The 14,461-nt window shown below is 59.7% G+C and carries 17 protein-coding genes; all 17 read right to left on the bottom strand.

Translation table 11 applies throughout. The annotated features are described in order from the left end of the window. Window positions 1-18: 18 nt before the first annotated feature. The 17 genes from GDH07_RS10500 to GDH07_RS10420 all read right to left on the bottom strand — a co-directional run bounded on the left by GDH07_RS10500 (window position 19) and on the right by GDH07_RS10420 (window position 14,401). Window positions 19-834, bottom strand: coding sequence for a hypothetical protein (locus GDH07_RS10500; protein WP_152897486.1), 816 nt, complete (start codon window positions 832-834; stop codon window positions 19-21). A 289-nt stretch (window positions 835-1,123) separates the two neighbouring features. Next, window positions 1,124-4,210 carry a TipJ family phage tail tip protein gene (locus GDH07_RS10495; RefSeq protein WP_152897485.1) on the bottom strand — a complete coding sequence of 1,029 codons (3,087 nt, stop codon included), beginning with the start codon at window positions 4,208-4,210 and terminating at the stop codon, window positions 1,124-1,126. Window positions 4,211-4,268: 58 nt separating this feature from the next. Then, the gene (locus tag GDH07_RS10490) at window positions 4,269-4,841 is read right to left on the bottom strand and encodes a tail assembly protein (RefSeq protein WP_152897484.1); all 573 of its coding nucleotides are present in this window, start codon (window positions 4,839-4,841) and stop codon (window positions 4,269-4,271) included. Window positions 4,842-4,892: 51 nt separating this feature from the next. Next, window positions 4,893-5,237: a hypothetical protein gene (locus tag GDH07_RS10485; protein ID WP_152897483.1), complete on the bottom strand. Its 345-nt coding sequence runs from the start codon at window positions 5,235-5,237 to the stop codon at window positions 4,893-4,895. A 40-nt stretch (window positions 5,238-5,277) separates the two neighbouring features. Then, complete coding sequence (locus GDH07_RS10480) at window positions 5,278-6,048, bottom strand: C40 family peptidase (RefSeq protein ID WP_152897482.1); 771 nt, start codon at window positions 6,046-6,048, stop codon at window positions 5,278-5,280. A 2-nt stretch (window positions 6,049-6,050) separates the two neighbouring features. After that, on the bottom strand, window positions 6,051-6,734 hold the full coding sequence (locus GDH07_RS10475) for a phage minor tail protein L (protein WP_152897481.1): 684 nt from the start codon (window positions 6,732-6,734) through the stop codon (window positions 6,051-6,053). A gap of 42 nt (window positions 6,735-6,776) precedes the next feature. Further along, on the bottom strand, window positions 6,777-7,997 hold the full coding sequence (locus tag GDH07_RS10470; RefSeq protein ID WP_152897480.1) for a hypothetical protein: 1,221 nt from the start codon (window positions 7,995-7,997) through the stop codon (window positions 6,777-6,779). Further along, on the bottom strand, window positions 7,994-8,332 hold the full coding sequence (locus GDH07_RS10465) for a phage tail protein (protein ID WP_152897479.1): 339 nt from the start codon (window positions 8,330-8,332) through the stop codon (window positions 7,994-7,996). Before GDH07_RS10465 ends, GDH07_RS10470 begins: the two co-directional genes overlap by 4 nt. 28 nt (window positions 8,333-8,360) lie before the next feature. Continuing rightward, complete coding sequence (locus tag GDH07_RS10460; protein WP_152897478.1) at window positions 8,361-11,234, bottom strand: phage tail tape measure protein; 2,874 nt, start codon at window positions 11,232-11,234, stop codon at window positions 8,361-8,363. A 3-nt stretch (window positions 11,235-11,237) separates the two neighbouring features. After that, window positions 11,238-11,477 carry a phage tail assembly protein T gene (locus GDH07_RS10455; RefSeq protein WP_425502114.1) on the bottom strand — a complete coding sequence of 80 codons (240 nt, stop codon included), beginning with the start codon at window positions 11,475-11,477 and terminating at the stop codon, window positions 11,238-11,240. Next, on the bottom strand, window positions 11,474-11,914 hold the full coding sequence (locus GDH07_RS10450; protein ID WP_152897476.1) for a phage tail assembly chaperone family protein, TAC: 441 nt from the start codon (window positions 11,912-11,914) through the stop codon (window positions 11,474-11,476). Before GDH07_RS10450 ends, GDH07_RS10455 begins: the two co-directional genes overlap by 4 nt. 13 nt (window positions 11,915-11,927) lie before the next feature. Continuing rightward, window positions 11,928-12,662: a phage tail tube protein gene (locus tag GDH07_RS32430; RefSeq protein ID WP_054057871.1), complete on the bottom strand. Its 735-nt coding sequence runs from the start codon at window positions 12,660-12,662 to the stop codon at window positions 11,928-11,930. 84 nt (window positions 12,663-12,746) lie between these two features. Next, window positions 12,747-13,112 carry a DUF3168 domain-containing protein gene (locus tag GDH07_RS10440; protein WP_152897475.1) on the bottom strand — a complete coding sequence of 122 codons (366 nt, stop codon included), beginning with the start codon at window positions 13,110-13,112 and terminating at the stop codon, window positions 12,747-12,749. Further along, entirely contained in the window at window positions 13,109-13,555 is a 447-nt protein-coding gene (locus GDH07_RS10435; RefSeq protein WP_152897474.1) for an HK97-gp10 family putative phage morphogenesis protein, read from the bottom strand. Before GDH07_RS10435 ends, GDH07_RS10440 begins: the two co-directional genes overlap by 4 nt. Next, on the bottom strand, window positions 13,548-13,886 hold the full coding sequence (locus GDH07_RS10430; protein WP_152897473.1) for a phage head closure protein: 339 nt from the start codon (window positions 13,884-13,886) through the stop codon (window positions 13,548-13,550). The genes GDH07_RS10435 and GDH07_RS10430 overlap by 8 nt, the downstream gene beginning before the upstream one ends. Continuing rightward, the gene (locus GDH07_RS10425; protein ID WP_152897472.1) at window positions 13,886-14,182 is read right to left on the bottom strand and encodes a head-tail connector protein; all 297 of its coding nucleotides are present in this window, start codon (window positions 14,180-14,182) and stop codon (window positions 13,886-13,888) included. The genes GDH07_RS10430 and GDH07_RS10425 overlap by 1 nt, the downstream gene beginning before the upstream one ends. Beyond that, on the bottom strand, window positions 14,183-14,401 hold the full coding sequence (locus tag GDH07_RS10420) for a DUF7302 family protein (RefSeq protein WP_152897471.1): 219 nt from the start codon (window positions 14,399-14,401) through the stop codon (window positions 14,183-14,185). Window positions 14,402-14,461 lie beyond the last annotated feature (60 nt).

Genomic DNA, 14,461 nt, shown 5'->3' with positions numbered 1-14,461 from the left:
TGCTCGATTATTTATATGTCAGCGCGTAGGGTTAAACGGGTATGGATATTCAGCAGTGTTGATGTAAGAACAGCTCGGCCTGGGGCCATACACTAGCGAATAAACGCCAGTCGGGAAGGTAGAGTGAACCGGTTCGTACGAGGTTTCTGGCGCGGCGTAAAACACATGCCGTATTCCACCCTTGTAACCGCTGCAACCTTCAGACATACCGCCCATGTAAGTTTGACTACCGCCAGCTGGAAAAGCACTAAAACAACCGCGCGACCAAGGAATATGCGCCGCATACTCTATGTTCGGATCAAGTGCCACGCTATATCCGTATGCCCCCCATCCGGCGAGTGGATTTGCAATGTACTGAGCGACATATGCGGAGCCTCCGGATAACGGCGCAACCGGAACTTTATCGCTCCATGGTCCCGAGGGCGGTGGCGGAATGTTTGTGCCGATAATGTTGAGCGGACGCTGCAAACTATTGAACGTGAACTCACCTGCGGAGTTCCGAGTCTTCAGCGCCGGGCCGCTGAAGATCGGGGCCATTACATCAAAGCAGTACACCTTTATGTTAAAGCTCTCGGGCCCGAGAAAGTAGAAGACGTATGTATTTCCCTCTTTTGACTGGATCGGCTTTCCGCAATCGCCGACTGTAAACACCAGCGGGCTGATTGCCCCCTCAACTGTGAATTTATAGATATTGTCGTAGAAGATCGACTGATAACGCCGCCAGCGGCCGTGGTACTCGACCGGGCCTGACTTTATCAAGCCGAAGATAGACTTGGAGGTGTCATACAGAACCTCTCCGCTTTCCGTTCTTGCTATAAGAGCTGCGATATTCATCAGTAGTAACCGTAAGTAATTCTGCAATCCATCGGAAAGCCCCCGCTTGGGACAAAGTAGTCCCAAGAAAGCGAAGTCTGCGAAATATTTACGCCAGGACTGGCGCCACGCGCACCGTTAGAGCTTTGAAGCGAAGTTATGACATAGAAGTAATTTCTATTTGCCGGAAGATTGATAGTTATCGATCCGTTAACCGCATTGGTAACAACATAACCAGCGCCTTGGCTAAGGCGCTTGGTCATGTTTGCCGTGATGACTCCGTTAGCATCTCGAGTGACAAGTCCGGCCGTCATGTCGCGTCCACGCTCAAGTCGATAGCCTTCACGCCATTCGGGTAGAAGATGTAAACACCGCTGTTGTTGATCATGAGTTTGTTACCTCCGGGGGCATTTCCCATCATCTGGAACGTTCCATCAGGCCGGAACGCCCAGCCAGAGACATCGGGGATGTAGTTGCTCGACTGCAGGTTGCTGCCGATCTTGAGCATATCGATGGAGCCGTTCTTGATGAATGCAGAGTCGATGTATGCGGCATTATTCTGTACAACAAACGGGTAGTAGATCTCTGCTGCATTCGGGTCGACGATTGCGAACCGACTTGCTGCGATCAGCACTTGGCTAGTGATAATGCCTTCGTTGTTCTCTACCCCAACGCCTATACCGGCCAGATAGGGCTTCCCGTCGACCGTCAATTGCGTCTTGATCGAATACATCGCTGCAAGCTCTGTCTTTAGGGCCTCCAGTTGCACTGTGGCCTCACCGCCCGAGTCGATCTTTTCGAGAAGGTGCTGGCTCAACTGCGTCTCGGTGATCTGATCGTTCAAATAATCAAGAATTACACTGGCATCGGCCGAGGACTGTCCCGCCACAGGCCCGAAGAACGCCCCGGCATTGCCGATCCTGTCCACCAGGCGCGCCCAGAAGAAGAACCGTACGCCAGCGGCCAGGCCCATGATGGTCAGGTCGGTCTGCGGATAGGCGTAGTCGCCAAACTTGATGGCCGTCGCTGCGTCGCTTGTCTGGCTGTACCAGATCTCGGTGCGCTGCACGTCCGCAGTGCTGAGCCCTGCAGGGATCCCCCACGCTAGCTTGATGCCGAACACGATAGAGGTCGCGGTGAATGACGATGGCAACGGCGGCGGCGTGGTCTTGCCAGTGAGCACGGTCTCGACCGAGGTGGCGAATACCGAGCCGATATCCAGGGAGTTGATCGCCCGGACCTTGGCCACATAGCGCCCAGCATAGATTCCGCTCACATCGACCGAGGTGCCCCCGGTGCGGCCGGCGAAGATCCAATCCCCGTCGTTCTTGCGCCAGTACACCTCGAACGCGATGGCAGAATCCGGTCGCTCCCATTCAATGGTCATGACGCTGACCGCGCTGCCTTGGTCGACGAAGTGGCCGTTGCTCACTGTGACGTTCGTCGGTGGCCTCTGCACGCTCGGCGGGATCACCGTAACTGGCGGGCGCTCGATGCGCGTGCCGTTGTCGATCGCGGCGAACTTGCTGGCGTTATGGCGCACAGCGCTGATGCTGTACTTGATCTCCGAGCCAGAGAAGTCTTCAGCAACGGACATCACGCGGAACAGTTGCGTGGCCAGTGTCGGCGAGTCGATGGCCCACATCGAGTGCTGGGGTGGCATCTCATCAAGATCCTCAGCCAGGACGACCTGCTGAACCTCGGCCGGAAAGCCAGTCGTATCAATCGTCATCCTGCCGCTGGACCACTTGATGCCCCTGGACGACCACTTGACCGGATAGCCCACGGACTTGATCACCCGCGACACTGCCTTGCCAGTGGGCATGATCACTGTGATGGTGTCGCCTGGGTATGCCTTCACATCGGCATCAAGCACCAGGCTATCGAGCGTAGAGGAGCGCAGGCGCCCGCCGATCCTCCGGCCGGCCCGGTCGTTGTCAGCGATGCGGATGATCTGTCCAGGGCGAGCCAGGGAGCCGTCCAGCCCCACGGAAAACCCCACGCTTTCGGTTTCCAGGCGGTTGGTCAGCAGCGCCCATTTACCGATGCGCTGGGCCTGCCCCTGGGAGGTGCAGCCGGTGGCGGTAATCTCTGTCTGCTGGATGCCGTAGCGAGTGATGCCGGCCTGGTCGTCGACATACTCCACCTTCTGCCGGTAGAAGTCCGAAGGGTCGTTCCAGCTCACCAGAGCCACGGTATAGCGGGTTTTCTTGGCTGATCCGTAATAGCCGAACTTGCCGTCGATCACGTTGGCGTTGCTGTAGGTGTACACCGGGTCTTCCGGCATGTCGGCCACCGCCATCACCGAGCCTGCGCCCCAATAGGCCATGCCGCGAAAGGTGGTGGCCAGGTCTTGCAGAACGTCGAGAGCGTTGGAGCGGGTCTGAAGGAACAAGTTGCAGGTAAAGCGCGGCTCGGTCCCGCCCTTGCCGTCGGGCACCGGCTGATCGCAGTACTGGCCGATGCGGTACAGCTCCCATCGGTCAACCTGTGCGGCGTTGAGCAGGTACCCGAGGCCGTATCGGTAGTGCAGCAGCAGGTCGTAGAAGATCCAGGCCGGGTTGTCGGTCCAGGCCGACTTGAAGGTACCGTCCCACACGCCGCTGTAGGTCCGGGTGGCCGGATCGTAGTTGCTGGGTACCCGAATAATGCGGCCGCGCAGATCGAAGGACCTGGTCGGGATGGACTGGAACTGCGAGGCGTCGAACTGCAGGCCGACGATGGCAGAGCCCGGGTAACGCAGCTTGGCGTCGATCACCTCGGTGATTGCATCGATGCTCGTTTTGTCTGCGATCGCGCCAGAGGTGCTGTTCGGCGTCAGGCGGGTGACCCGGATCTGCCAGCCGGTCGTTGCCGGAGGCAGGTCGACCCGATGGGAGCGCTCGTACTTGGTGGAGGTCTTGCCGCTGAACGCGGACGCCAGGACCTGGACCCAGGCGCCGCCGTTAGTAGACAGCTCGATCCTGTACCGAACCGTGTAGCCGTTGGTGTCGCCATTGCTGGTGTTCGTCTGCGACAGGCGAGGAACGGACAGGCGAACGCGCACCGCCGACAGCTGCAGGTTGGTGATGGCCCGGGTCCAGGGCTGGTCGCTTTTCAGCTCGACACCGACAGCGATTTCGCTCTCGACCGCCGGAAAGCCAGGGATATGCTGCTGGTCTTGGCTGCCGGTGCGAACATCGAGCGACACGCCGCTGAAGTTGCGGGAACCGTCGGCGTTGGCCAGGGGCGTTTCGTCGAGGTAGACGGAGCGCTCGCCCGCCACCAGGCCCTGGATCTCCCCTTCGCTGACAAGATCAAGCATGCGGGCATAGGCCGTGCTCTGCAGGCTGTCCGGGGCCTCCACGGCTGGCCGCGGCTTCGACTCACCGCCCTTGTATCCGATAATTTCCTGCATGGCTTTCCTTTGGGCAAAAAAATACCCGCACTCGGCGGGCCTGGTGGCAGGTTCTGATTTACATCTGGTCTTCGGAGTAGATCCCGGCGCTGATCACCGCGCTGCCGACGATCATCCGGCCGTAGAGGAGCGGTACCGGGTTGCCCTGGACGCTTGTGTTCACGGCGCCGTTGAAGCTATAGCTGGGGCGATTGTCGGGGGCGTCCTGGGTGCCAAGGCCCTTTGCTTGAGGGCTGAGCATCTGGATCACGCCGCCAGCAACGAGCGCTATACCGGCAGGGGCTACTGCTGGGAACCATATGCTGGCCACCAATAGAACCGCCCCTACGAGCGTCTGCAGAATCCCCGCGCGCTTTGATCCAGAGATCACTGGAACAATCCTGATGACATCTCGTCCAGTTGGCTTCTCCATATCATCTTCTGAAAGGTTCTCACTCCCATTGAAAATGGCGTACCGCGTCCCTTTGCTCATGCTGTCCCGCATGTGCTGCTCAAATCCTACGATCTGCCGGAAGTATCCGCGGATATCGCTCCACCCTCTTGCGGTAACCATTCGATGGCGCCGCCCGAATTTTTTAGCTAGGGAGCCAGATAGAAGAACTGTTTGCATTTTTTCTGATTGCTGCGCCATAGAATCTCCAAGCAATAAAAAGCCGCCAAAAGGCGGCTTGAAATCAGGATGTTAGCGACATGACTTTACAGCTGCTTCAATGGCGCTCCGCCCCATCATCTTTGACCAGGCCATGCGCTGATACAAAACCGCAAAACTTCCTGCTGCGGTTTTTTTAACCTCAAGCAGTTCGTCTGCCATGTTGTTGCTTGCCACCAAGAGACGGAAACCAGTCTGCGTTTCTACCATTGATGAATCCGTTCTTGCGTTCTGCCACTGCGGGAACACACATAGAGCATATGCCTTGGGATCCTTGCTCGATGTAACGCTCATTGTTGGTTCGTTTTTTGCCAGATCACCAGGCCCAACGCAGCCCGACAGCAGCACCAATGCCAATCCTACAGCCACAATTCGCATAAATTCCGCTCCCTGTTAGACCCGCAGAAGATACCACCGATCAAGCCATCAGGCTCCGGTGCCGCCAGTAGCTCACCGTGACCTCGCCCCAGTAGCCGCCATAGGTGTCGCGCTTGCTGTCGCGGCCATAGAGGTGGTGCAGGATGGAGCCGGGCGCCGGGTAGTGCGCAGGCTCGCTCTTGAGTACGCCATCGGCCAGGTAGATGGCCGCGTGGTTGGGCACTGGCGAGCGGATCTGCATCAACACCACGTCGCCCTGGCGCAGGTCCCCTACCCGCTCGAAACCGGCCTCGGGCAAGTGCTCCAGGTAGAGGTTGCCGCCCTTATCCCACCAGCCGTCCTCGCGCTGGTAGTCGCCCAGTTCTATACCCAGCTCGCGCCGGTAGTAGTCGAGGATGATGCTCAGGCAGTCGTGCACGCCATGGGCGAAGGCCCGGCCAACCAAGGGTGCCTGGTAGCCGTTGGGCGCCAGCTGGGCCCACTGGCCAATACGCGGTTGGCCGGCGTCGTCCGCCAGCACCTGGACGATGTGCCAGGGCAGTCCGGAGGCCTCGCAGGCCACCCGATCCGCCTCGCTGGGCGTGGCCGGGTAATCCGGATGGCTGTGGATCACCGCCAGCACCTCGCCGCGCTCCTCGGCTGCCGCGTAGTCCGCAGGAGCCAGGCGAAAGTGCTCGCTGGGGGTCGCGGCGGTATTGCGACACGGCACATAGACCCGCCGCCGGCCCTCGCGAATCAGCAGCCCGCAGCACTCGCGGGGGTATTCGGCCAGAGCGTGGCGCTCGATGTCCGCAAGGTTTGACTTGTTCATGGCTATCTCCGTAGCAGGCCGGCCGCCGGGAACGATCCGAAGGGCAAGGGGTTGTTGGCTCCAAAGCGCAGCTTGCAGCTGGAAAGCCGTCCGCCGCATTTATCCTTCGCCGCGTCGGTGACGATCACATCGTTCTCATCCGCTACAGGTCCGCCGTTGTATCCGCAGTAAGGCCCGCGATACCCGCCGCAACTGAGCCACCAGCAGACGTTGGCAACGATCTGCCGGCGCGGCAGCTGTACGCCGTTGAAGTCCAGGGCACTGGACAGTTCGAACTGCACTGTTTCGTTGTCCTCCGCAGCTTTGCGCTCGACGTACCAGATGTCCGGTGGCAGTTCCTCCTCTGGATCCGCCCCGGGCTGGCCATCCAGGTACTTGCCCAGCGTCCGGTGGCGGGTCAGCTTCGCGCCGACCAGGTCCTCGAAATACAGGACCAGGGCTGTAATGAAGCCGCCAACGTTGCCCACTGACAGCTTCGGGGTAGGCTGCGCGCCCTGGCCCGTCATCTCGAAGCCTTCGGCCTGGATCGGCCAGGGGGAATACTCGAGCCCCTGCCAGAAGATCGACGACTGCTGGGGGTAACCGTGAAAACGGTAGAGTTCGGCGCCGAGGCTGGTGGCGTCGAGCTCGAAAAGCTCCACCCACGCGCCAGGCTCCAGGGTCTGGATATCGGCCGTGATCGGCATGGTGTTTCCTCAAGGCAAAAAGAAGCCGGCGCGCCGGCGGGCTTACGCCCACGCTCGCAGCACAAGGCGCCAGCTGGCGGGGTTTATCGCGACTGTTGTGCCGCTGGTTTTTCTTAGAACAAAAAATGCACCGGCGGCATTGCCGTATCTGCACTGAATCGTTGTTTGATTTACGCAGACAACCAGGCCGTAGTTGTACGCGTAGTCAATGGCTCCAAAGACATCGATCACATCTCCCGCGCTGTACTCAGCGTCGGGCGATTTACAGACAAGTGTTCGCTGCCAGAGCGTCGGAGCTTTGCCGAGGCCATGCGTCAACTCGAATGCTCCTCCGGCCGTAATGACCTGCTCACCCGAGACGAAAGAGCGCGTGAACATCAGGTCGCTTAAATACGCTTTCTCGTTGAACTTTGCTTGCAAGTCTGCCTGATCGCCGATCGCACCTGAGATCTGCCCCCAGGTCGCGCCGACAGTCTGCGATATCCACGTTCCGAGGCTGCTCAGTACGCGAACCGCGCCGGCGGGTGGCGCCGGTACAAGCCCCTTCGCGCCTTCAGCTGAGGCCGACGCTCCCGTCATCGGTGCAACGTAGTACGAGGCTGGCTGGCCACCGAGCTTTTCAGAATCAGCCGCTGTTTCGGTCTTCCCCAGCTTTGCGTTGAGCTGACCCTGCAGCTTTGCAAATGCTTGCAGCACCGTATCGGTTGCCGAGATCGCGGCATTGAGCAGAGTGCCCAGCCCTGAAAGCGCAGTCGAACGCACGCGGGCCTGCGTGAAATAGACATTCGTTGAACCTTCGGGAACTTGGTCAGTGGACCCCGGAGATGCTGGAATCAAAACAAATGCAGAACCGCTCCAGCGGTACTGGCGCGTCGGGTTGGCTGGGCTGTCACCGTCGTTGATCGCGATGTAGATCTTGCCTCTCTCACCGGTGGCAGGAAAATCGGCCAGGGTTTGAAACTCAAGCACGTCATCGACGAAGCTCGGCAACTGTGAGGCCGGAACCGTACCGTTAACGAGTTGCGGCACTGATTCGCCAAGACTCGAGGCCGGAATTGCTGCATCTGCTATAGCTTTAGCCTCAGCAGCACTATCCCGAGCCGCCGCTGCATCCGATACGCCCTGCTCGGCCGCGGCTTGTGCGGTAGCTGTTCGCTGATCCAGCTCAGCGAAGTTTTCGTTGATGATGATCCCGCCGTCGCGGAGCGTGTCGCCGGTCTCGTCATTCGGCTCTTGGCCGACGTCGATTTGTCGAATGGTCATGGATTGAAGGCCTGCTCGAAGGTGGCGCTGAGGGTGTACATCCCTGCGCCCAACGGCGAGGGTTGATAGGTCTTGCAGCGGTACAGCCCCTGTTCTCCCAGGGGTGGGGTCCAGTAGAACGGCGTGGCACCGCGATGGGCGTCGATGAAGGCGATGATCGGCTTGATCCGGCTTTCGTCGCCGACGAAGGTCAGCGGCCAGGACTGGGTCTTGTTGTTGATACCGTCCTGGACCACCTGCTGGTAGCCGTCGCCGAAGCGGGCCGACTTGAGGCGGAATTCGACGGTGCCCACGGGTTCCACCTTGGGTGCCCAGGCGAAGGTTTCAATTGCCATGAATACTCCGATCAAAGGGTGTGGTTCTTTATCCGCGGCCACGGGATTTCATGTAACTGGCTCCACCTGGCCGCCAGGAGTCGTCGACAGCCTTCTGTGCAACCGCAAGCATCTGCTTCTGCATGTTCTGCTGCAGCGCCTGCTGATCCAGTTGCAGGCCCTCAGAGCTCCTGTCTTGAACCGTCAGGCTCACTGGCGCACTGACCTGGATCGCAGCGCCGGAGGTGGTGCCAGATGCAGGCGATCCGGAGCCTAACCCGACATAACCGCCATCGGCATAGCCTTCCTTGTTCAGGCGCTCCAAGTACTCACGCATGCCGGGCTTCTGGACCACTTCCTTGCGGATTACTACCTCGCCACCGTGCACAACACCCTTTGGCTCGTATTTGCCACCGTCGCCGGTGTAACCACCATCCGAGTAGCCGCCCGCGGCCCAGTTCTTGAACGCATCGCTGGTATAGCCAGCGGTCGTAGATCCCGCGGAGGCAGCACCGCCAAGCCAAGAACCCGCCGCCGACGCCGCCATACCGAAAATCGAACTGAGCGCGGATGAACTCGCCTGACGTACAGCAATCCTGGCCATGTCGGCCAGCACCGACTTCGCGAAGTCAGCAAACGACAACTTTCCAGTCATTGCGAAATTGACGATTGCGTCTTCCATAGAGCTGAAGGCATTGGCAAACAGATTGCGGCTCTGTTCTGCAACGTTCTTGGCGCTTTCCAGATAGTCCTGGTAGGCAGATCTTGCCCCGATGGACCAGTCACCCTGAGCTGCATCAAGGTCCTCGTAGTACTTGGCCTGCATCGCCAAGCGCTGATTAAGCGCAGACTGCAAGGCGCTCGTTTCCTGGCTGTAGAGGCTGTCACTGATCTGGCCCTTGTTGTGCTGAGCCTCCAAGCGGTCGAGCTGCGACTGGTAGGACTGCTGAATAGCCAGCTGCTCCTGCAGGCGATGTTTCTGCTGCTGCCCAAGCCCGGCGCCGGCCAGATTGTTGTCGAGGCTGGTTTGAGCGCTGCCCAACTGGCTGCTTAGATTTTCCCGAAAGGCCAGGATTTTCCGCTCCTCATCCTGAGATTTCTTGCGTAACTCAATCTCAGATTCGAGACCAGCATTGCGCTTGAGCTGGGCCGTGATCAGCGCCTCACTCGAGAGCAACGACTTCTGATCAGCCGTCAAAACCTTCCTGGTCTTGATATCGGCGATCTGCTGCTCCCACTTGGCCAGATCCTGAGCATGCTGTCCGAGGGCTTTGGTCTTGCCGCTCTGGGTGTCTAGCAGTGCATCCTGCGCTTGCAGGGCTGCATACTGCTGCTTCGCCTGATCAAGAGCCTTGATACCCGCGTTTTCGCGATACTGCGGCGTCTTCGCGGTTTTCGGGTCCTTGTACTTCTCATTAATGGCGGCGATGTCTTTCGCCTGCTGCTCAGCCGAAACAAGTAGCGAATTGTCATTGCCCGCGGCCGCTTGCTTGACGCGACGCTCCACCAGCATGCGGTACTCGCCGATCTCTCTCGCGCGCTTGTCGGCGTTGCTCTCCGTCTCCTTGCGCAGCTTGTCCAGCTTGAGCTGATCATCCAGGGCCTGCTGTTGCTGCTGTTGCTGAAAGCCCTTAGCCGCAGATCGCCGATCCTGCTCGGACTTCAGGAGCAGGGTTTGTGTTTTTTCCCTCTGAAGAGCTTCCTCACGGTACGAATCACTCGGCGCAAGATTGCCAAAGCCGTCGCCTTTATTCAGCTTGCGTGCGTTAGCGATCGCGTTGAGCTGCCCATCAAGCCTGGAAAGCTTCTCGTCGAGAGTCTGCTCGCGACCGACATCTAAAACCGCATCCCAAGCCCCCTTGGCGGCAGATTTGACTGCGTTCCAGCCTGCCTCGATATAGCCGAGACTCGCCTTCACCGTATTGGAGGTGCGGTTAAGCCCCTCCTCATAAGCGGTATTGGCTAGGGCTGCAGCCTCTTGCACCCGACCCTGCTCCTGAAGCGCCTTGATGTGCTCATAGGTCTTTGCCGTCAGGAAATTCATCGACTCATTGAGCTTGAGAATCGCCGCAGCAGGGTCTTTGGCGATCTTCTCGAAGTTCTTAACGATCTCCTCGGCAGCCTGCCCAGTAGCTGATTCAAATCTGATAGCCGCTTCAGCAATCCCGGCAAATGCTTGCACCGGAATGCGAGTAGAGGCAGCCAATTGAGCAAGGACCTCAGCAGATTTCCCGACAGTTCCACCTGACTGGGAAACTTGTCGCGCCATGCTTGATAACTGACTGGCTGTCGTGCCCGCGGTGTTCCCTGTCATTGCAAGTGAAGCATTGAAGGCCGTCGCCTCATCGCTACCTTGCTTGTACGCCAGAGCCAAGACAGCAGCCGCGGCCGCGGCCGCTGTAAGAGGGTTGATCAGCCCAATAACATAGCCGCCAAGCGCTCTCGCAGCCGGTCCAGCGCCGCCAAACATGTCTTTCAGCTGTCCACCCTGCTGCAGGAGTACAGTCAGCGGGTTCTGGCCGCCTTGGAGAGACACGACAATATCGGTGAATTGAGCAGGAACACCGCGCAGATTCGCCGCATACTGCTTGGCTGTCTGCCCGTTTTTCATCATGACCTTATCGGTCTGGACGAGCGCATCTCTTTGCTGGTTCAGCTTCCTGAGGTACTCGTCGAAGTCACTTTTGTCCAGGCGACCTGCTGCGCGATGCTTGCGAAGCTGCTCCTCCATCTTGTCGAGACGGCCATAGGCGCCCACTACTGGATCAATCTGACCGACCAGCCTCTCTAGCTGGCCGGCCTGATACTTTGCCTCCCTGGTGGTGGACTTGAGCTTTCGCTCGGCGCGATCCATGCCCCGCTCAAAGCCGCCCGTGTTCGCAACCAGGTCAACCGTCAACTGGCCGAGCGAATCAACCGCCATAAATCACCCCTTCACACGCTGCAGCAGGGCCAGAAGATCCTGCGGCGTCGCCTCTCTCGGCTCTGTCTTTGCGGCCTGGAAGCCTCGATCAGGAAGGAAGTCATCAAACTTCGCCTTCCCGCCATGTACGTTATTGAGCAGCGTTGCCAACATCGCAAAACCATGTTCGAGCCGAAGGCCAAGATTCAGCGGCCCCGTTTGCACCCGATACCGCATCCAGTCCATGGCCTCGACATAGCTCAGGTTTTGCTTGGCTTCCGCGATCGTGCGCCCGCCGACGCCTGCGAGGACGAGCTCGTGCCAGAGCTCTTCCTCGGGCTCGATTTTTTTTCCAGGGCCACCTCCTTGATGCTGTTCACGTCACCGATAGCGGCCAGCAGCACGATGGACAGCTCTGCACAGAGAGGGCCATGACCAGTTTGCGGATTGCCCATAACGTCTGCCAGGCTGAAGACAGGCTTGCCGTCCTTATCTACGATGCAGGAGGCAATGCGCTGGGCGGTGACATCAGCGCCCTGATGCTGCGCGTCCCAGAGCTGGGTGACTGAAACGAACGACTCATGAACCACGTAGACTATGGCCGTCTGAGGCTTGCCGTTCGAGTGCCAGGTAATCTCCTTTTTCACCGGGGGTGGTACGAAGGCGCCGGCGGCTGCCAGCGAGGCGATGCTCAATTCCATGGGTGGTCAGTCCTTACGCAGATTTGGGAACCAGTACCGGGTCGCCCGATACCTGGATGCCCACGGTGGATTTCACGACGTCGCCCAGGCCGAAGGTGAACGGGAAGCTGTTCATGTACCCTTCGAAGGTGAGCCAGGTGCGGGTGTTCGGCAGGTCGAAGTCGACGCCGGTGTCGATCACGGCGCGCGCCGAGGCGCCGGTGCCGGATCCGCCGGTGAGGGCCACGGTCGGTGCCGTGGTGTAGCCAGAGCCTGGGTTGGTGATGGTGAAGCCAGTGACCTTGCCGTCCTCGATCTGAGCCGTTGCAGTTGCGCCACTGCCGCCACCGCCGGTGATTGCCACAGTCGGGGCCGTGGTGTAGCCGGAACCGGCCGAATTCAGCACCAGAGCGGTCACTGCGCCGGCGGCGCCCACCAGCGGTGGAATCCCCTCCTTCTCGCCGGCGTCGTTGGTGACCTGGCCATCGGACCAGCCGACCGCCCAGCGCAGCTTGGTACCGGCGGTCTTCAACTGGTGCAGGCGCAGATGTGCGGCGTTCTGCGGATCGATGTTCAGGCCGAACGACGCCGAACCCGGCTCGGCCAGGCCGGCCTCGTACTCGCGCGCGGTGGAGTTCATGCAGGTCACGTCGATCTGCGCGATCGAAGTGTCGATGCCATCGAGCGAGGTAAAGCAACCCACCGCCAGGATGGTGTTGTTCTGCGGATCGATGGCGTACAGGTCGGTGCCTTGGGTCTTGATAGTCAATTTCTACTCCCTGATTTCCTCGGAAATCGCTGTTTGCGGGCAATAAAAAACCCGCCGGAGCGGGTGGTTCTTTCAGGTTTCCGGCTACAGACTCACAAGCCAGGCAACGTCGAAACCTTTGCGGTAGTTTTTGGTGGCCGTATCCCGGGTATCGACGCCGAAACCCGTGACATAGGCGTGCCAGCCAATGGCCTTGCGGATGGCGGTGGCTACCTGGTCGGCAGCGGTGGCGGTATCGGCGTACACGTCGACCTGCAGGCCGTACCGATCGATGTCCGGCACCCCGCTGAGGTAGTTAATCGGCGAGCCGCTGACCACCTGCCAGACCGCATAGGGCTTGACCACGCCTTCCGGGGCCTCACCATGGGGGTACAGCCTGGTGGGGGACGTGCCCAGCAGAGCCGTCACCCCTGGGTTGGCCGCACATACCTTGAAAATTGGCGCGATCATCCATCCACCCTAAGCTTGATCAACTGGTATTTCGCCGAACTCAGGAACTCCCGAAACAGCGCCTCCCGGTTGTTCTGCAGCGCCGGACGGAGGAAAGGCTTAGCCCTGTTCTTCTCGGTGCCGAGTTCAACCCACCACCAGTAGAACGTGTTCCCGCCGCCGACGCCGCGCTTGCGCATCCGCACACCGACCGAGATGATCACCGCGCCCAGTTCTTCGCCCAGGGCCTTTCGATTCACCATCGCGAGGTTCGCCGGGATGAAGTTCGCCGTCTCCGGATCGTCGATCCGAGCGGCGCGGTCCCTGGCGTCGACCAGCACGATATCCATGGCATCCCTGGCCGCCGGCGTTACCACCTTGCGGCGCATTTCCTCGGACAGGGACTTGAACTTGGCGGAAAGCTCCTCAGCGCCATTGAGCTTGTAGCTGATCCAGTCAACCATCCTTCACCCCAGTCGCCACCAGGATGGTGACGTACTCAAGGCCGGAATCCGGGTCCGGAATCGGCTGACCGATGATGCTGTAGAACAGGCCGCGGTGAATGATGCGCATGGTTGGCAGAAGCCCAGGCCAGCGACGAATGAGGAACCGACCAGTAGCCTGCGAATTCGCCGTCTGAGCCGAGAACACATCCCGTGCGCTCATCGGCTGATAGCCAGCCGCAACACGCTGTCGCACCGGTAGCCAGCCTGGCACCATCTCCCCGCTTTCCTGATCCTGCACTTCGCCAGGCGCTTCGAAGTCGATCCGGTGACGCAGTTTCCCTGCTTTCATCAGAAGCGCTTCCTGTACCAAAGCAGCCGATCAACGGCCAGAGGAACAGCAGAGAGGCCGCTGGCCACCGCTTCGCGGTTTTCAAACCAGTGTCCAACCAGCAGCAAAATGGCCTGCTCGACATCGGCGGTCAGGCCCATCTGATCCAGCTCGGTCACCGGGCCAGATTCCACCAGTTCCCGGTCACAATGCTGCGCGACGTGGGCCTTGGCTGCGGCAACATAGCCCTCAATCAGGGAGTCCTCGTCGTCAACGTCAACCCGCAGGTGGAGTTTTACGCGAGCGAGATCGAGCATTTACTTGCTCTCTTTCGACGCCGCCGGCTTCGATTCCTTGGGTTTGGCGGCCTTGGGCTTGCCATCGTCGCTCAGCTCCTCGACGAGCCCCTTGCCCACCAGGGTATGGCCGTATTCATCATCGGCCTCCTCGAAGACTTCCCCACGCTTGGCCTTGGCCGACTCGGCGCCCAGCAGTGCCGCGTTTCCGGTGAAACCCCACAGCGCTCTGATTTTCATATTGCCTCCAGAAGCAAAGAGCCGGCGTCATGCCGGCTCTGTCATGATCGACCTCGCATG

It is taken from the genome of Pseudomonas piscis (genome assembly GCF_009380155.1).
Taxonomy (GTDB): Bacteria; Pseudomonadota; Gammaproteobacteria; order Pseudomonadales; family Pseudomonadaceae; genus Aquipseudomonas; species Aquipseudomonas piscis.
The sequence above is the reverse complement of the archived record's forward strand: the minus strand, read 5'-3'. Positions and strand labels throughout refer to the sequence as shown.